We start from the raw sequence: 17,597 nt of genomic DNA, 5'->3' as shown, positions 1-17,597 counted from the left end.
ACGCCCCGAGTGACACCGCATCCTGCAGGATAGTTATATGCAAGCCCTTGATTGCGAGCAATAAAAAACCACAAAAATGCCGACCCGAGTCGGCATTGTATGGATTGTTGCGCACACCCGCCTCAGGCACGGCTGAGATAATCCGCCTGCCCCACCCACTTGTAGCTGGTGAGCTCGGTCAGCCCCATGGGGCCGCGGGCATGCAGCATCTGGGTCGAGACCGCCACCTCGGCCCCGAGGCCGAACTGGCCACCGTCGGTGAAGCGGGTGGAGGCGTTGACATAGACCGCCGCCGAACCGGCGCCGTTGACGAAGCGCTCGGCATTGGCGAGGGAGTTGGTCAGGATGGCATCGGAGTGGCCGGCGTTGTGCTCGCGCATATGGGCCAGCGCCTCGTTGACGTCGGCCACCAGCTTGACCCCCAGGGTCAGCCCCAGCCACTCGGTGTCGAAATCTTCCGGGCCCGCCTCGCACAGGTTGTCACCGCCGGCCAGCAGCGCCATGGCATTGGGGGCCCCCACCAGGGTCACCTTGCGCTCGTTCATGAGCGCCACCAGCTGCGGCAGGAAGGTGGCGGCCACCTTCTCGTGCACCAGCAGGGTGTCGAGGGCGTTGCAGGCGGAGGGGCGCTGCACCTTGGCGTTGTCGATGACCGCCAGGGAGCGCACCAGGTCGGCGCTCTCGTCCACGAAGATGTGGCTGATGCCGAAGCCGCCGATGATCACCGGTATGGAGCTGTTCTCCTTGCACATCTTGTGCAGGCCGGCGCCACCGCGGGGGATGATCATGTCCACGTAGCGGTCGAGGCGCAGCAGCTCGCCCACCAGAGCCCGGTCCGGGTTGTCGATGTATTGCACCGCCGCCTCGGGCAGGCCGGAAGCCGCCAGCGCATGCTGGATCACCCGCACCAGCTCCAGGTTGGAGTGGAAGGTCTCCCGGCCGCCGCGCAGGATGCTGGCGTTGCCGGTCTTGAGGCAGAGGCTGGCGATGTCGATGGTGACGTTGGGACGCGCCTCGTAGATGACGCCGATGACGCCGATGGGCACCCGGCGACGTGAGAGGCGCAGGCCGTTCTCCAGCACCCGACTGTCGATCTCGGCGCCGACCGGATCGTCCAGGGTGATCACCTTGCGCACGTCCGCGACGATCCCGGCCAGACGCGCCGGGTTCAGCAGCAGGCGATCCAGCATGGCCTCCGTGAGCCCCGCCTCGCGCCCGGCGGCGATGTCCTTCTCGTTGGCCGCCAGGATCTGGGCACTGCGTGCCTCCAGCTCGTCGGCGATGGCCGCCAGCGCCCGGTTCTTCTGCGCCGTGCTGACGGTCGCCAGCTGATAGGCGGCCTCGCGGGCCGCCAGCCCCATTTTCTCCAGACTCATAGCCTTATCCCTTTTACTTTCATTGGGACTGCTCATAGCAGCACCATATCGTCTCTGTGAATGGCCACGGCCCCGTAGCCGTACCCCAGCACCTGTTCGATCTGATCCGAGTGTACCCCGCGCAGTTTCTCCAGCTCGACGTGATCGTAGCGGCAGATGCCGCGCGCCAGCTCGCTCCCCTTGGGATCCAGGATGCGCACCACCTCGCCCCTGGCGAAGTCGCCCTTCACCGCCGTGATGCCCTTGGGCAGCAGGCTGGAGCCCTTCTCCTGCATGGCGGCCACGGCCCCCTGATCCACCTGCACCTCTCCGTGGGGAGGGGGGCCCGCCAGGATCCAGCTCTTGCGCCCTTCCAGCGGGGAGGCCAGGGCCGGGAACAGGGTCCCGACCCGCTCCCCTGCGGCGAGACGGCCGATCACTTCCGGGATCTGGCCGGTGGCGATCACCACGTCCACCCCGGCCCGGCGGGCCACGTCGGCCGCCTGCAGCTTGGTGGCCATGCCGCCGGTCCCGAGGCCACTGACGCTGTCGCCGGCGAGGGAGCGCAGGGTGTCATCTATGGTCTGCACCTCTTCGATGAGCTGGGCATCCGGGTTGGTGCGCGGATCAGCGGTGAAGAGCCCCTTCTGATCGGTCAGCAGGATCAGCAGGTCGGCGTCCGCCAGGATGGCGGCACGGGCGGAGAGGTTGTCATTGTCCCCCACCTTGATCTCGGCGGTGGCCACGGCGTCGTTCTCGTTGATGACGGGAATGATGCGATGATCGAGCAGGGTACGCAGGGTATCGCGGGCATTGAGGTAGCGCTCCCTGTCTTCCAGATCGGCGCGGGTCAGCAGCATCTGGCCGATGTGCAGCCCGTAGAGATTGAACAGGTCCTGCCACACCCGGATGAGCTGGGTCTGGCCGACCGCCGCCAGCATCTGCTTGTTCGGCAAGGTAGGCGCCAGCGGAGGATGGCCCAGGTGTTCACGCCCGGCGGCGATGGCCCCCGAGGTGACCAGGACGACACGGTGTCCGTGTCGATGCAAGGCGGCACACTGCCTGACCAGCTCCACCATGTGGGCACGGTTGAGCCGGGCAGATCCCCCGGTGAGCACGCTGGTGCCCAGTTTGACGACTATGGTTCTGTTTTCCATGGGAACGAAGGGTTAGAAAAGTAAGGAATCCCTTTATACCCACGGCCCTGTTGCCCTGCAAGGCAATTAAGCCTGCCGGGTTGCAAGGGCAAGAGAGAAGCGGCCCCGCGCCAGTCAGACAGGGGGCCGGGAGATCAGGCCGCCGTCACGCTCAGCTCGGCGGTCACCTGGTCGGCGGGTGACAGGGTGCACTCCAGCTGGGCCAGCTTGCCGCTGATGAGCTTGTAGAAGTGATGGAGAGTGCGCTCCACCTCGGCCTGGTGCTTCTTGGGCAGCGGTTTGTCGAGCCAGACCCCCTCCGCATTGTAGAAGCCGACCTGATAGTGGTAGCTGAAGTGGTGATCCTCCTGCTCCAGCACCAGCCACCAGCCCCAGAACTCCCGCTTGTCCGGCGCCGGCTTGGCGCTGACGCAGACGGACAGGCAGTCGAAGCGGTAGCGCCCCTCCTCGCACAGATCTTCACGCAAATAGGGGCCAATGGCCGCGAACTGCCGCAGCAATCGCTTGTAGGTCACTCTCTCTGACATGCTGAACCTCCCTGTTGAACAAGCCATACCATCACATGGTGATGTTACATTTTTAGTTTTATATCATGTACATAAGTGCTTTTTCAGCCAATCGACCGTCTCTTTCAGCGCCTCGTCATACACCTCGAGCAGCGGCTGCTTGTCAAACACTACCGCCTTGCCGTTGCGACTCGCAGCGGCCAATGCCCGGACATCCTGCTCGGGGCAGATGAAATCTTTCTTGTGACCGATGCTCAGGATGGGCACAGAGGTGCGGCTCCCCAGCAGCCCCTGGGTCTTGAGGGAGAAGACCTGGCACTTGGTGCGCAGCAGATCCCACTGGCCAGCGTCGGCCCCCAGCCGGTTTGCCAGGCCGTCGCGCATCATGCGGGGGCAGCGAGCAAACAGCTCCTGGTTGGTGAACACCTGATTGATGCCGGCACCGATGCAGACCACGGTCCTGAGCTTGAAGGGCTCGACGAAGGCGAGGCGGGCCGCCACATTGCCGGCCAGGCGGAAACCCACCATGGCGATGCGCTGGTGATCGACCCAGGCCACCTCGGCGAGGTAGCCCAGCACCGCCTGGTGCAGGCGGCTGGTGTCCTGCACCAGCGGCCAGTGCTCGGCATAGCCGGTCCCCGGCATGTCCAGGGACAGCATGCCGATGCCGTGGGGCTCGAGGCACTTGAAGTAGAAGTTGAGAAAGTCGACCTGGAGGGAGTCGATGCCACCGCTGACGATGACCAGGGGCACCGGCTTGTCGGTGGTGGGCAGGTGCAGATAGCCCTGGATGGTCTTGCCCCGGAACGGGACCTGCAGCTCCTTGAGCGGCACCTTGAACAGGCGTCCGGCCTCGCGATAGGCCATGTTGCCGAGCAACTGGGCCTGATCCGCCAGCTCGTCGTGCTTGAGGTGGGGGTAGCTCGCGATGGAGTAGTAGCGCACCGCCTTGAGCAGATGCTTCAGGGCGCTGGCCGATTCCCCCTGGGCCACCAGCTCGCGCCCCCGGTTGAAGTAGCGACCGGCCAGCTGGCTCCACTCATAGACCCAGTTGCCGGGCACATAGCCCTTGATGGTATCCAGGTAGCGCTCGTGGCTGCGCTCCCCCTGCCCCATGGCGATCTGGGCCAGGGTCTGCTCCACCTCCACCGGATCCGCCCCCTGCCAGGCCCAGGTCGGCCGACGCAGCAGGCGATACCAGCGGGGGGAGAGGGCACCGTCGATAAAGCTCTCGGTCAGCGAGCCATCGTGCTCGTCAACCGGGCTGGAATTGGAGATTTCGGAGGTTTCCAATACCTTTTTGACCCGGGTGAACAGCTTTTCCGTCAGGTTGGTATCGTCGTTTGGTTCCAAGATGGTGGCTCTTCTGTCGCAAACAATGCTCCATCTTAACCACTTTTCAGGGCGAGCAGCCACACCTGAAACGCATCGGGCCCCAAAAGGGGCCCGAGTGGTTCATTGATGCCTCAGGGAGCCAGACGCGGCGACCGGTCGAGGCAAGGCAATGATCAGGCTTCGTCGCAGATAGGCTTGGCGAATTCCAGCGCCATGTCCCAGGGCTGTTCGATCCAGGTGTCCTGCGGGATGGCGACTTCGAAGTCATCCACCAGGGGCTCCCCCATGGGTTTGGCGAAGATGGTGATGAACTTGGCCTTGGGATAGAGCTCGCGGATCGCCTTGGCGGTACCGCCGGTGTCCACCAGATCGTCCACCACCAGCCAACCTTCGCCGTCACCGGCCGTGGTGGCCGCCTTGACGACCACCAGTTCACGCTGGTTGTCGTGGTCATAGCTGGAGATGCAGAGGGTTTCGACGTTGCGAATGCCAAGTTCGCGGGCCATCAGGGCCGCAGGTACCAGACCGCCGCGGCTGACGGCGATGATCCCTTTCCACTGGCTGACAGGCAGTTGACGACGGGCCAGACGGCGCGCTTCACGTTGCAGGTTATCCCAGGATACGTAGAACTTTTTTGGCATGCTATCGATCTCAACGAGTTATAAAGCAATCACTTAAGAGGCAAGGACCCCGGCAGACACAGGGGATCCGGTCAATTCTGGCGCTCCGTTTCCCGAATTTTGCTTGCACGTCTGCCGCCTCAGGGCTGGCGCCTCGGTGGCAGACACGGATGCAATGAACGCAGGGATTGGAGGTAGCTGGCGGCCATGTCGGGCAGGATCCCGCACTCGGGCCGGCTGTTGGGCCGGTATGATAGCACCCTTTGTCGATAAAAAGAGTGGCAAACGTATGCGAAAAGCAGGAATAGTCGGCCATCTCCCGCCGTTCAGGCTACACGGGGAACAGGTTTTCGCCAGCAGGGTGTCCATTCGAGCAGCTCATTTCCGAATGCCGGACAAAAAAATAGCAGGGGAGGATGGGGTCCTCACTCCTGCTGCTCTTGGGTTGCCTGTCTGCCTCAGCGGCGACTGGCGTAGGGATTCGGGTAGTTGAAGCCCTGGGTATAGAGGGATTGGGCAAACCAATAGGTTGAATTGCTGCCTGACATCATGAACTCCTGATTGCTTAACAAGTTACGTACCTTAATGCGGGTTCAAATCCTTGAACGGACACTCGGTTCCATGGAGGCGCACTTGCTTTGCTTCGGTTCCCTGGAGGCATTGATTGTCATCCTGACAAGTGGGCTGGCCACGGCGGCTAATTTACCATTCGGCGCCGAAATGACAATATTTTTGTGATGCACATCACGAATTTCATCTTGTGCTGATTCAACGAGGCGGGACAGTGAAGTGCGCCATGTCGACGCCCTTTGCCAGCACAAGCAGACCGCTATTTGCGCTGATCGCTCACATTTTTGCGTGATTGACTGTATTATCGTTGTCCTCTTCCCAGGCCCGCAGATGGGGCCCCGACAATTTCCATGCTGGTAAGGAGTCCCGACGTGGCACAGCTCAGTTCTCTGTCTCCCAAGTTGATTTGGCAATTCTTCGAGCAGATCTGCTCCATCCCCCACCCCTCCAAGCACGAAGCCCAGCTCAGCGCCTGGATAGTGCAGTGGGCCCAGGGAGAAGGCCTGGCGGTCAAACAGGACGCCGTCGGCAACATCATCATCAAGAAACCGGCCACGCCGGGGATGGAAAACCGCAAGGCCGTGGTGCTGCAAGCCCACATCGACATGGTGCCCCAGGCCAACGCGGACACCCAGCACGACTTCACCAAGGATCCCATCGATGCCTACATCGATGGCGAATGGGTCACCGCCCGCGGCACCACCCTGGGTGCCGACAACGGCATGGGCATGGCGGGTTGTCTGGCCGTGCTGGCCGACAAGAGCATCAAGCACGGCCCGCTGGAAGTGCTGCTGACCACGGACGAAGAGACAGGCATGACCGGCGCCTTCGGTCTGGAAGCGGGCTGGCTGGAGGGCGAGATCCTGCTCAACACCGACTCCGAAGAGGATGGCGAGGTCTACATGGGCTGCGCCGGCGGGGTGGATGCCAATATCCGCTTCCCCCTGGAGCGGGTCGCCGCCGCTGAAGGCGAAGGCTTCGAGCTGCAGGTCAAGGGGCTGCGCGGCGGTCACTCCGGGGTCGACATCCACCGCGGTCGCGGCAACGCCAACAAGCTGCTGGTGCGCCTGCTCAAGGCCGCCGAGCCGCTCGGCCTGCGTCTGGCCGAGCTCCACGGTGGCACCCTGCGCAACGCCATCCCGCGCGAGGCCCGCGCCAGCCTGCTGGTGCCCGCCGCCAGCGTCAACGAGTTCAAGGCCCTGGTCGACCGTTACACCGGCATCTATCAGAGCGAGCTGGCCGCCACCGAAGCCAACCTGACCGTGCTGCTCACCGCCCGGGACAAACCGGCCCAACTGATGAGCGAAAGCCTGCAGTCCCGCCTGCTGGACGCCCTGATGGCCTGCCCGAACGGGGTGATGCGCATGAGCGACGCCATTCCGGGCGTCACCGAGACCTCCACCAACCTGGGCGTCATCAAGACACTCGACGGTGAGGTGTACGTGCAGTGCCTGATCCGCTCCCTCATCGACTCCGGTCGCGAGAGCATCGAGCAGATGACCCGCTCCCTGTTCACCCTGGCCGGCGCCAGCTGCGAGTTTACCGGCGCCTACCCGGGCTGGGCACCGAACGTGGACTCCCCTGTGATGGCACTGGTGCGCAGCAGCTACCAGACCCTGTTTGGCGAGATGCCGAACGTCATGGTGATCCACGCCGGCCTGGAGTGCGGCCTGTTCAAGAGCGCCTATCCGGACTGGGACATGGTCTCCTTCGGCCCGACCATCCGCGGCGCCCACGCGCCGGGCGAGAAGGTGCACATCCCGGCGGTCGAGCGTTTCTGGCAACTGCTGGTCCACGTGCTGGAACATATCCCCGCCAAGTAAACAGCCGCGTCACCTCGACAACAAAGATGCCCCGCCCCGTGCGGGGCATCTTTTTGGCTGCCCCTCCCGGCCTGCCAGTTTTTGCCCAGCCTTCGCCCTCCCAACCGTGACCCGGGCTTGAAATCGTATCCATAAGCAACCCTGCTTTTGAAAACCTTTTCCATGATTTATGTAAATTTACAACACAAAAAGTTGATCCAGGTCACATAAGGCCATAGGATCAAACCGTGACCCAGGTCACACGCAACCGATGAACACCAACCGATGAGGTGAATATATGTTTGAGAACCTGGCAGTGCTGTTCCACCTGAAGGGTGCAACCAGCAAGAAAGGCGTCGAAGAGAAAGACACTTATGCGCCTGCAACCCGCAACTACTACTTCCGCTATGGCGCCTGATGTCGTCCGTCCGGAAGTTGAAGTTAGCAACGTAATAAAACTACAAAACAATCCAGCAATCCACACAACAGCCACCCCTTCGGGGCGCTGTCCTGCCCGGGCCAGATGTTCCACGGCCAAACCTGAACTCCAACCATGAAGATGGGGCCTGCAGGCCCCATTTTTTTATTGCTTGTCCCCCGTGCCATCTTGCTGCGATGCGGGCACCGGCATCATATCGCCTTTCCCAGCGGCACCGCCTCCGCCGGGGCCAGGGGGAAATGGCAGGCCACCTGATGAGCCGCACCGCCGCACGGCTCCAGATCGGGTGACGTGGTGCGGCACAACTCAGTCGCATAGGGGCAGCGCTGATGGAAGTGGCAGCCGCTCGGCGGCGAGATGGGGGACGGCACGTCCCCGGTCAGCAGGATGCGCTGGCTGCGCCTGCGGGGATCCGGCACCGGGATGGCGGAGATCAGCGCCTGGGTATAGGGGTGACGGGGGGCCAGATAGAGCTGCTGGGCCTCTGCCAGCTCGACGATCCGGCCCAGATACATGACCGCAATCCTGTCGGAGATGTGCTTGACCACCGACAGGTCGTGGGCGATGAAGATGATGGCCAGGTTCATCTCCCGCTGCAGGGTGAGCAGCAGGTTCACTATCTGGGACTGCACCGATACATCCAGCGCCGACACCGCCTCGTCGCACACCAGCAGCTTGGGCTTGAGGGCGATGGCCCGTGCGATGCCGATGCGCTGGCGCTGGCCTCCCGAGAACTCGTGGGGATAGCGATCCGCCGCGCTGCCGGGCAGCCCCACCTTGTCCAGCAGCTCCTGCACCCATGCACGCCGCTGTTCGGCGTTGCCCTTGCCGTGGATGATGAAGGGCTCCTCCAGGATCTGCCCCACGGTGTGGCGGCCGTTGAGGGATTCCGCAGGATCCTGGAACACGACCTGCATCTCCTGGCGCAGGGAGCGCATCTCCCTGGGCGAGAGGTGGGTGATGTCGCGCCCCTCGAAGGTGATGGAGCCGGCGGTCGGCTCGAACAGCTTGAGCAGGGAGCGCCCCAGGGTGGACTTGCCGCACCCCGACTCCCCCACCAGGCCGAGGGTCTCCCCCTGCCGGAGATCGAAGCTGATGCCATCCACCGCATAGACGGTGTATTGCTTGCGCAGGAAGCCGCCGCCCATCTTGAAGTGCTGTTTCAGATCCCGTATGGACAACAAGGTGCTCATGACGCTCTCCCCCCACCGCTTGGGAGGCACAGTGGCGATGCCTCTGCCCCGCAGAAGGACGGAGCCCCGTCCCGTACCGGCAACACACGACTCATATGCTCAACTCCTTCCAGTGGTGACAGGCCACGGCGTGGCGATCGCTCAGCTGCTCGGTCACCGGTATGGTCTCCACGCACAGTGCGGTGGCATGGGGGCAACGGTTGGAGAAGCGGCAACCCGCCGGCATCTCGTGCAGGGCGGGCACCTGGCCCTTGATGGTCTTGAGCAGGCTCTTTGGCACATCTTCGAGGCGCGGGATCGAGGCCATCAGACCATGAGTATAGGGATGGCGCGGATGGTCAAACAGCTCGTAGATGTCTGCCCGCTCCACCGCCCTCCCCGCATACATCACCACCACTTCGTCGCACAGCTCCGCCACCACCCCGAGATCGTGGGTGATGAAGATGATGGCCATGCCGGTCTGGGCCTGCAACGCCTTCATCAGATCCAGGATCTGGGCCTGAATGGTGACGTCCAGCGCCGTGGTCGGCTCGTCGCAGATGAGCAAGTCGGGCTCGCAGGCGAGCGCCATGGCGATCATCACCCGCTGGCGCATGCCCCCCGACAGGTTGTGGGGATAGGCCGAAAAGCGCTGGACGGGCTCCGGGATCCCCACCTTCTGCAGCATGGCGATGGCGGCCTCCCGGCGCTGTGCCTTGCTGTAGTCCGGCCTGTGCAGGTGAAACACCTCCATCAGCTGATCCCCGACCGTCTGCACCGGGTTGAGCGCCGTCATGGGCTCCTGGAAGATCATGGAGATGCGGTTGCCGCGCACCCTGTACATCTGATCCGGTGCCAGCGTGAGCAGCTCCTCCCCCTGGAAACGGATGGAGCCTGCCACCACCTGGCCGTGGGGCCTGGGCAGCAGCCCCATGATGGCGAGCGAGGTGACGCTCTTGCCGCAGCCGGACTCGCCGACGATGCCCAGGGTCCTGCCCGGCGCCACGGAAAAACTTACCCCGTCGAGCACCTTTATCTTGCCGTCGTCGACGGCGAACTCCACCTCGAGATCGCGCACCTCCAGGATGGGGGCATGGCGCGGATCCTCATGATGCCTGGCACCGAAAACGGGGGCCTGTGTGTTGGGCATGACTGCTGCTCCCTTCTCAACCACATCAATGACGTGCATAGGTCTTGTCGATCAGCGTGACGGGGGCGAGCGCCTCCCCCTCGGCCTTGGCCTTCCGGGTCTCTTCCTTCACCTTGGGATCGATCCAGAGCAGGCCGCCGCTGCTGTGGGGGTAGCCATCCATGGGCCAGTAGAGCAGATCCGGCGTGTTTCGGGTGGCGGGCACCTCTGGCAGCATCACGTGGCGCCAGCTGCTGGCCCGCACATAGTTGAGCTGGACGCCGGGCACGAAGATGGCGAGATCATAGATGCGCTGCTGGATCTGACGGGAAATCCCGGCCCGCTTGGCCATGTCGAACTCGACGTTGTAGGCGTCGATCAGGGTATCCAGCTCCTTGTCCGCCACGTTGAACAGGTTGTTGGTCTGGGGCTTGTTGGCGTTGTCCGAGTGGAAGGACTCCCAGTATTGCGGGTAGAGACCGCCGCCGCCCCAGCCGAGCCAGGCCGCCTCGTGCTTCTTCTCCAGCATCACCTTGAAGCCGGTGGCACCGTCCACCAGGTTGAGCTCCAGATCCAGGCCCGCCTTCTTGGCCTCTTCTTTGAGCACGGTCAGCCGCTTGGAGTGCTCCTGGCTGGTGTAGGTGAGGGCCAGGGTCAGCCGCTCGCCCTTGTCGTTCTGCAGTATGCCGTCCGGCCCCGGCTTGCCGTAGCCCCCCTTGGCGAAGTACTCCCGCGCCTTGGCGATGTCGTAGGCCCGCTCCGGCAGCGTCATGTCGGTGAACTCGCCAAAACCCGATCCGAAGGTGGTGGCCCTGTCGTAGTCGCCGCGCAGCACCGTCTCGATCATCTTGTCGAGGTTCATGGCGTGCTGGATGCCGAGCCGCACGTTGATGTCCGCCAGCTTGGGATGGCTGACGTTGAGGTGTATCCCCTGCCCGCCCTGCTTGGTGTCGGTCATGGCCATCACCTTCTGCACATAGCCCTTCTTGTACTCCGGGGTGACCGCCTTCTCATGCCACCAGTTCGGCAGGATCATCTCGAAGGTGTCCAGCTCCCCCTTCAGGAAGTGACGGAACGCGATGTTGTGGTCGCGGATCACCTGCACCTTGATGGTGTCGATGTTGAACCTGTGCTGGTTGTAGCGATCGTCCTTTGCCCACCACTCCTTCTGCTTGCTGAAGGTGATGGACTTGCCCTTCTTCACCTCGCTCATCACGTAAGGGCCCGTGGTGGGCACCACGGCCCAGTTGTAGTGCTTCACCCAGTTCGGGCCCATCTTGTAGTAGTGCTTGGGCTGGGGCCACAGCTCCGTGGTGTTGAGGAGATCCAGCTTGGCCTTGCGGCTGCCCGCCTTGACCAGGATGGTGTGGTCGTCGATCTTCTCCACCGCCACCACTTCGGTGGTGTAGTAGTTGTTGAACCAGGGCCCCTTGATGTCCTTGGAGCGCATCATCTCGTAGCCGAAGGTGTAGTCATCGGCGGTGACCGGCTTGCCGTCGGACCATTTGGCGCGGGGATCCAGCTTGAAGTAGACGGTCTGGCTGTCCGGCGCTATGGCCCAGGCACTCGCGAGCGAGGGAATGGGGTTGCCCGTATTGGGGTGAAAGCTGATGAGCCTCAGCTGGTTGTCCTGGATGAAGGAGCGGAACGAGCCGTTGGAGTCGGGCCCCACGGTGCGAAACGTCAGCGGGAAGCTGTCGACGAAGAGGTTGAGGGTGCCGCCGGGCAGCGCCTTGGGCGAGGCGAACACGGGGTCGGTGTCGTTGGTCTCCCACTTGAGATCCGCAGGCAGGCTGGCCGCCCACACCCAGGATCCGTTCACCAGCAGAAAAATAGCACCTATCCATTTGATTTTATTGTTCATGTTTGACTTCCTGGTCATGCCCCTGCACTGGGGGCTTATTCATCAAGGGTTCTGTCAACGCGGCCTGGCATGGCGCCGCGCCTCACTGATAACGGGTAAATTTGCGCGGATCGAACGCCTCCCGGATGGCCTCGCCGATGAAGGAGACCATGATGAGCACCAGGCTCACCGCCGCCACCACCGAGCTCACGATCCAGATGGCATCCAGGTTGTTGATCCCCTGGGAGAGCAGCTCCCCCCAACTCGGGGTCGGCGGCGCCAGGCCGAAGCCCAGATAGTCCAGCGCCGTCAGGGTAGAGATGTTGCCCACCACGGCAAACGGCGCCAGGGTGACGATCATCATCAGGGTGTTGGGCAGAATGTGGTGGAAGATGATGCGCCCCGTGCCCGCCCCCTGGGCCCGCGCCGCCATCACATAGTCCCGCGCCCGCTCCTTGTAGGTGAGGGTGCGCATGTACCAGGTGATCCCCATCCAGCCGAACAGCACGTTGATGCCGACGAAGAGGCCGAAATTCGGCTTGGCCAGGGACACCAGGATCATGATGACGTAGAGGAAGGGCACCTGGGACCAGATCTCGATAAAGCGCTGCAGAATGAGATCGAAACGGCCGCCGAGGAAGCCCATCATGCAGCCGATGCTGACCCCGATGACATAGCTCGCCACCAGCGCGATGAAGGCGAAGCCGATGGCGATGCGAAAGCCGTAGACCAGCCGTGCCAGCACGTCGCGACCGCTGGTGTCGGTGCCGAGGAAGTGGCGCTCCGTGAGGCTAGGCGCATAGGGCGGATAGGCCTCCTCCTTGAAGTCCTGCTCATAGGGGTTCCAGGGCACCAGGGGCAGCAGCACCCAGTCTCCCTTGTCCTCTTGCTCCAGCTTGGCTTGCAGTTGGCGGTAGTTGGTCTCGTACTCGTAGTCGAGCCCGAAGTGCTGCCCCGGGATCACGTCGCCATAGGTGGGGAAGTAGAGCTCCCCCTGATAGCTCACCGCCAGCGCCCGGCTGTTGACCAGGAGCTCCGCCAGCAGGGAGATGATCACCAGGGCCGAGAAGATGACAAAGGAGTAGTAACCGCGCTTGATGGACTTGAAGCGCTTGAGTTTTTTCAAGGTAACCGGATTGAGCTGCATGGTTATTCTCCAAACCGCACGCGGGGATCCACAGGAGGTGCAACGCAGGTATCGGAGACGATAGGGCGTGACATCGGCATGAGAAGAGAGATCAGATTCATCCTCAGTCTCCAAATCTGACACGGGGGTCGACCAGGGCCACACAGATGTCGGAGACGATGTTGCCCACCAGCATCAGCATGGAGGTGATGGCCAGGATGCCCATGACGGTGGGGTAGTCCCGCTCCACGATGGCCTCGTAGCCGAGCAGGCCGATGCCGTCGATGTTGAAGATGGTCTCGATGAGGAAGGAGCCGCCGAAGAAGACGGTGAGCACCGACCCCAGGTGGCTCGCGATGGGGATCAGGCTGTTGCGCATGGCGTGGTCGGTGACCGCCTTGCGAAACGGCAGCCCCTTGGCCACGGCGGTGCGCACGTAGTCCGCCGACAGGTTCTCCATCAGGCTGTTCTTCATGGTCATGGTGAGGATGGCAAAATCCCCGATGGCGTAGGCGATGAGGGGCAGCAGGGCGTGGGCGAAGAGGGTGCGGATCTGATCCCAGCGGCTCTCCATGTACTCGAAATCGTCCCCAGGGAAGCCCCCCATGGGCAGCCACTCCAGATGGAAGGCGAAGACGGTGATGAGGAAGATCCCCACCACGTAGGCGGGCAGCGCATAGGCCATGTAGATGAGCATGGAGCTCAGCGAATCGAAGCGGCTGTTGTGCCTGAGCGCCTTGGCCACCCCGAGCGGGATGGAGACGGCATAGCTCAGCAGGAAGGTCGCCAGCCCGAAGAAGGCGGTCACCGGCAGCCGCTCCTTGATGAGGTCCCACACCGGCTCGTAGTAGCGGGTCGACTCGCCGAGATCAAGCACCGCCAGCTTCTGCAGCCACTCCCAATAGGCGATCAGCATGGGCTTGTCGAGGCCGTAGAAGGCCTTGAGCTCCTCGATCTGCTCGTCGGAGAGCGCCTGCGCCCCCTTGCTGCCGCTGGAGCGGCCGGACTCATTTTGCGAGACCTGGGCCTGCAGCAGCATGCGCTCGACCGGACCACCCGGCACGAAACGGGTGATGGTGAAGACGAGCAGGGTGATCCCGAGAAACGTCGGGATGATCAGAAGCATCCGACGTAAGAAATACGACAGCATGTGGAACCTCGTCCTTGTTGTTCTTTTATGGCCAGTCACATCCGGTGACAGGCCTGTCCTTCCTGGCATTACTCGCTGAATTGACTGGCATTGGCAGACAATCCGGCCTGGTCACTGTAAAAGCTCTGCAACAAAAATCAAGTAGAACCAAGCCAGCGATCATGGCATCCCTCCCGCAGCATATCTCGCCGATGATTTTTTTCAAAAAAACCAACTTCAATATAAAAAACTGCTACGCCATCCTCTTTAACTTGTTTTTAATTATTAAAAAATTAATTACACACCCGTTTAAAGAATTGCAAAGCACAATAAAAACAACAAGATAAAAACCAATCATCGCCCTCTTTATTTTACCTGTAGAAGAAGAGGGATATATCCATGGAGATCAGACCAGCTCAAAACGGCCTCCCGCAGAAAGGCAGATGAATATACTGGAAAAGCATGGGTTAACGATATTGAGCCTGGCGAGACAGGCGAGTTATCGATAAGTTCAAAAATAATAAATAAAATTGCAAAGATCGAAATTAACAACATCTTTACACAATCTTGATTGATATTTTCGGAATAAAACGCCAAAAACAATCCATCAATCATAGATAGTCATCTGATTCCCTGCTTCATCCCCATCCTCGCCGCTCCATTTGACGTCCGTCATCAAACCTTGATAAGCCTTACGCACCGCTCCAACGAGGGCGGTAATGGAAGCAAACAAAAAACAATCAGGAAGGATACTAGCCATGCTTAGGAAAAGCAGACTCTCTGCTGCCGTAGCGTTTGCCTTGGCGAGCGCGGCAGTTGTGGCCACCCCTGTCCTGGCCGAAGAGGGCCAGAACGTCGAAAAACTGCAAAAAATCAAGGTTACCGGCTCGCGGATCTCCCGGGTCGACGTGGAGGGGGCCACCCCGGTCGTCTCCGTGACCAAGGCAAAGATCGAGCAGTCAGGTCAGCAGACCGTCGCCGATTACCTCAAGCAAGCCTCCTACAACTCCTTTGGCGGCGTCTCCCCGGCCTCCGGCAGCTCCTTCCAGTCCCAATCCACCGTCGGCCTGCGCGGCCTGGGTTCAGAGCGCACCCTGGTCCTGCTGAACGGCAAGCGGGTGGCGGGCTCCCCCACCATGGGTGGCACCTCCATCAACCTCAACACCATCCCCATGGCCGCCGTTGAACGGGTCGAGGTCAACCTGGACGGCGGCTCCGCCATCTACGGTTCCGACGCCATCGGCGGCGTCATCAACGTGGTGCTCAAAGAGGGCTACGAAGGCCTGACCTTCCAGGGTCGCCTCGGCTCCCCGACCGAAGAGGGCGGTGACGAGAAGAGCGGCTCCATGGTCGCGGGGATCAACGGCGAGAAGGGCTCGCTGATGGCGGTCTACGAGCACGACAAGAAGGACGTGATCTACAGCCGTGATCGCGACTATCTCGCCAAGCAGGGCAACGATGCCCCCAGCCCCTACGGTCGCAACGTGGAAGGGATCACCGGCCTCGATGCCAACGGGGATCCCATCTGGAAATACGGCCCCCTGGCCGGCGCCACCAATGCCGACGGCACCTGCAAAGAGCCCTTCATCGGCTTCGAGGGCGGCTGCAACTTCAACTATGGCCAGGTCGCGGCCACCACCGCCTCCCGCAGCCGTGACACCCTCTACGTGAACGGTCGCTACCACATCAACGACACCGTGGACTTCGTGCCGCAGCTCATCGGCTCCCGGGTCGAGAGCTTCGGTCGCTTCGCCCCCGCCGCCGGCGCCTTTACCATAGATCCGGCCAACCCGAAGAACGCCCAGTTCTTCACCGACAACGGCCTGGATGCCGCCGCCACCCAGGGTCTGGGTGAGGCAGCCTACGCCTACTACCGCTTCAGCAACGTCGGTCCCCGCGACAACTACGTGACTGACGTGACCGGCAGCATGAACCTCGGCTTCGAGGGCACTGTCACCACGGAAAGCGTCGGCGACATGCAGTGGAACGCCGGCTACATGTACTCCAAGACCGACAACAAGGAGAACGGCACCGGCTACGTGCTGAAGTCCGCCGCCCAGCAGGCGGTTGCCGACGGCAAGTTCGTGGGGGGCGAGTTTGACGCCAATACCACGGCCTCCATGGCCGCCGACACCAGCCGCCGTTCCACCATGGACTTCTACCAGTGGTACGCCGGTGTCCAGTGGGACATGGGCGAGCTGCCGGCCGGTCCGGTCAGCTGGTACGCGGGTGCCGAGTACAACGACTGGGTCTACAGCGACAAGTACGATGCCCAGTCCGAGGCCGGCAACATCATCGGCTCCGCCGGCAACTCCTCCGGTGGGGTGCGCGACGTGACCGCCGCCTACATCGAGTCCCTGGTGCCCATCACCGAGCAGGTCGAGCTGAACGTGGCCGGCCGCTTCGATGATTACAGCGACTTCGGCAGCGCCTTCTCGCCCAAGGCGAGCCTGCGCTACCAGCCGCTGGACAACCTGATGCTGCGTACCTCCTGGTCCCGCTCGTTCCGCGCCCCCAGCCTGAGCGATCTCTACGCGGCAGATTCGGAGTCCGCCGACTGGGCCAAGGACTATGTCTACTGCGAGGCGAACGGCATCTCGGCCGCCGACTGCCCGAACCGCCAGTACACCACCACCCGCACCGCCAACGAAAATCTGAAGGAAGAGACCGCGGATACCTGGAACTTCGGGGTGGCCTACAGCCCGCTGGACGACCTGAACCTCTCCCTGGACTACTACACCATCAAGATCGAGGACGTGATCCAGCTGAACTCCCTGCAGTCCGTCATCTATGACGAACTGAACAACGGTGGCTCCAGCAACATAGTCCGCAACAGCCAGGGCAAGATCAGCAGCGCCATCGCCCCCATGGTCAACCTCGGCACCCTGAACACCAGCGGCCTGGATCTGAAGCTGGATTACCGTTACGACCTGAACGCCGCCACCATCCGCTACGACCTGGGCGGTACCTACATCCTGGAGTACAAGGAAGGTCTGTACGCCGGTGGCCCCGTCATCGACAAGATCGGCCAGAACGGTCTGCCGCAGCTGCGCTTCAGCTCCGGCGTGGGCGTCAACGTTCCCCAGTGGTGGAACATGGATACCTACCTGAGCGCGAACTACATCGACTCCCAGAGCCAGGACTACATCGCCGACACCGGTGAGGAAGTGGGCCACATCGCGTCCCAGACCACCTGGAACCTGAACGTCGGCGTGGATGCCCCCTGGGATGGCAAGATCCAGGTCGGGGTGAAGAACATGTTCAACGTGGGCCCGTCCCTCGAGAGCGATGGCTTTACCTATGACGAGGATCTCTACAGCATCGACGGCCGCATCTACTACCTCGACTACAGCCAGAAGTTCTAATCCACCAGCAGATGACAAGCCGGCCCGGTCGGGCCGGCTTTGCCCCATG

Annotated in this window: 13 protein-coding genes; 3 read left to right on the top strand and 10 right to left on the bottom strand. The window is 62.2% G+C overall.

Going from position 1 to position 17,597, the window contains the following annotated elements:
* Positions 1–122: 122 nt before the first annotated feature.
* From I6L39_RS11060 to gpt, 5 genes are all read right to left on the bottom strand, one after another.
* Positions 123–1,376: a glutamate-5-semialdehyde dehydrogenase gene (locus I6L39_RS11060; RefSeq protein ID WP_216989675.1), complete on the bottom strand. Its 1,254-nt coding sequence runs from the start codon at positions 1,374–1,376 to the stop codon at positions 123–125.
* Positions 1,377–1,408: 32 nt separating this feature from the next.
* Positions 1,409–2,512 (bottom strand): glutamate 5-kinase, encoded by a 1,104-nt coding sequence (gene proB / locus I6L39_RS11055; protein WP_042079131.1) that lies wholly within the window; start codon positions 2,510–2,512, stop codon positions 1,409–1,411.
* 134 nt (positions 2,513–2,646) lie between these two features.
* Positions 2,647–3,039 (bottom strand): sigma factor-binding protein Crl, encoded by a 393-nt coding sequence (crl, locus tag I6L39_RS11050; protein WP_209793200.1) that lies wholly within the window; start codon positions 3,037–3,039, stop codon positions 2,647–2,649.
* A 63-nt stretch (positions 3,040–3,102) separates the two neighbouring features.
* Positions 3,103–4,371: an esterase FrsA gene (frsA, locus tag I6L39_RS11045; protein WP_042079129.1), complete on the bottom strand. Its 1,269-nt coding sequence runs from the start codon at positions 4,369–4,371 to the stop codon at positions 3,103–3,105.
* 155 nt (positions 4,372–4,526) lie between these two features.
* On the bottom strand, positions 4,527–4,994 hold the full coding sequence (gpt, locus tag I6L39_RS11040; protein ID WP_209793199.1) for a xanthine phosphoribosyltransferase: 468 nt from the start codon (positions 4,992–4,994) through the stop codon (positions 4,527–4,529).
* A 920-nt stretch (positions 4,995–5,914) separates the two neighbouring features.
* On the opposite strand from gpt, the gene I6L39_RS11035 reads away from it, so the two are divergent.
* The gene (locus tag I6L39_RS11035) at positions 5,915–7,366 is read left to right on the top strand and encodes an aminoacyl-histidine dipeptidase (RefSeq protein WP_042079127.1); all 1,452 of its coding nucleotides are present in this window, start codon (positions 5,915–5,917) and stop codon (positions 7,364–7,366) included.
* Positions 7,367–7,975: 609 nt separating this feature from the next.
* On the opposite strand, the gene I6L39_RS11030 is transcribed toward I6L39_RS11035, so the two are convergent.
* From I6L39_RS11030 to I6L39_RS11010, 5 genes are all read right to left on the bottom strand, one after another.
* Positions 7,976–8,977, bottom strand: coding sequence for an ABC transporter ATP-binding protein (locus I6L39_RS11030; RefSeq protein WP_216989674.1), 1,002 nt, complete (start codon positions 8,975–8,977; stop codon positions 7,976–7,978).
* A 91-nt stretch (positions 8,978–9,068) separates the two neighbouring features.
* Positions 9,069–10,106, bottom strand: coding sequence for an ABC transporter ATP-binding protein (locus I6L39_RS11025; protein WP_209793193.1), 1,038 nt, complete (start codon positions 10,104–10,106; stop codon positions 9,069–9,071).
* A 25-nt stretch (positions 10,107–10,131) separates the two neighbouring features.
* Positions 10,132–11,949: an extracellular solute-binding protein gene (locus I6L39_RS11020; protein ID WP_216989673.1), complete on the bottom strand. Its 1,818-nt coding sequence runs from the start codon at positions 11,947–11,949 to the stop codon at positions 10,132–10,134.
* Positions 11,950–12,031: 82 nt separating this feature from the next.
* Entirely contained in the window at positions 12,032–13,075 is a 1,044-nt protein-coding gene (locus I6L39_RS11015; RefSeq protein ID WP_216989672.1) for an ABC transporter permease, read from the bottom strand.
* Between the two features lie 103 nt (positions 13,076–13,178).
* On the bottom strand, positions 13,179–14,204 hold the full coding sequence (locus I6L39_RS11010) for an ABC transporter permease subunit (protein WP_042079122.1): 1,026 nt from the start codon (positions 14,202–14,204) through the stop codon (positions 13,179–13,181).
* Between the two features lie 14 nt (positions 14,205–14,218).
* On the opposite strand from I6L39_RS11010, the gene I6L39_RS11005 reads away from it, so the two are divergent.
* Complete coding sequence (locus I6L39_RS11005; RefSeq protein WP_216989671.1) at positions 14,219–14,530, top strand: hypothetical protein; 312 nt, start codon at positions 14,219–14,221, stop codon at positions 14,528–14,530.
* A gap of 411 nt (positions 14,531–14,941) precedes the next feature.
* A complete protein-coding gene (locus tag I6L39_RS11000; RefSeq protein ID WP_042079121.1) occupies positions 14,942–17,548 on the top strand; it encodes a TonB-dependent siderophore receptor in 2,607 nt (868 codons plus the stop codon).
* Positions 17,549–17,597 lie beyond the last annotated feature (49 nt).

This window comes from Aeromonas sp. FDAARGOS 1409, assembly GCF_019048705.1.
In the GTDB taxonomy this organism is placed as follows: Bacteria; Pseudomonadota; Gammaproteobacteria; order Enterobacterales; family Aeromonadaceae; genus Aeromonas; species Aeromonas sanarellii.
This window is presented reverse-complemented; position numbering and strand designations above follow the sequence as displayed.

Bases quoted from the DNA above. Each gene is read 5' to 3' on its own strand.
- I6L39_RS11060 (WP_216989675.1), bottom strand. From the start codon at position 1,376: ATGAGTCTGGAGAAAATGGGGCTGGCGGCCCGCGAGGCCGCCTATCAG.
- proB (WP_042079131.1), bottom strand. From the start codon at position 2,512: ATGGAAAACAGAACCATAGTCGTCAAACTGGGCACCAGCGTGCTCACC.
- crl (WP_209793200.1), bottom strand. From the start codon at position 3,039: ATGTCAGAGAGAGTGACCTACAAGCGATTGCTGCGGCAGTTCGCGGCC.
- gpt (WP_209793199.1), bottom strand. From the start codon at position 4,994: ATGCCAAAAAAGTTCTACGTATCCTGGGATAACCTGCAACGTGAAGCG.
- I6L39_RS11030 (WP_216989674.1), bottom strand. From the start codon at position 8,977: ATGAGCACCTTGTTGTCCATACGGGATCTGAAACAGCACTTCAAGATG.
- I6L39_RS11025 (WP_209793193.1), bottom strand. From the start codon at position 10,106: ATGCCCAACACACAGGCCCCCGTTTTCGGTGCCAGGCATCATGAGGAT.
- I6L39_RS11020 (WP_216989673.1), bottom strand. From the start codon at position 11,949: ATGAACAATAAAATCAAATGGATAGGTGCTATTTTTCTGCTGGTGAAC.
- I6L39_RS11015 (WP_216989672.1), bottom strand. From the start codon at position 13,075: ATGCAGCTCAATCCGGTTACCTTGAAAAAACTCAAGCGCTTCAAGTCC.
- I6L39_RS11010 (WP_042079122.1), bottom strand. From the start codon at position 14,204: ATGCTGTCGTATTTCTTACGTCGGATGCTTCTGATCATCCCGACGTTT.
- I6L39_RS11000 (WP_042079121.1), top strand. From the start codon at position 14,942: ATGCTTAGGAAAAGCAGACTCTCTGCTGCCGTAGCGTTTGCCTTGGCG.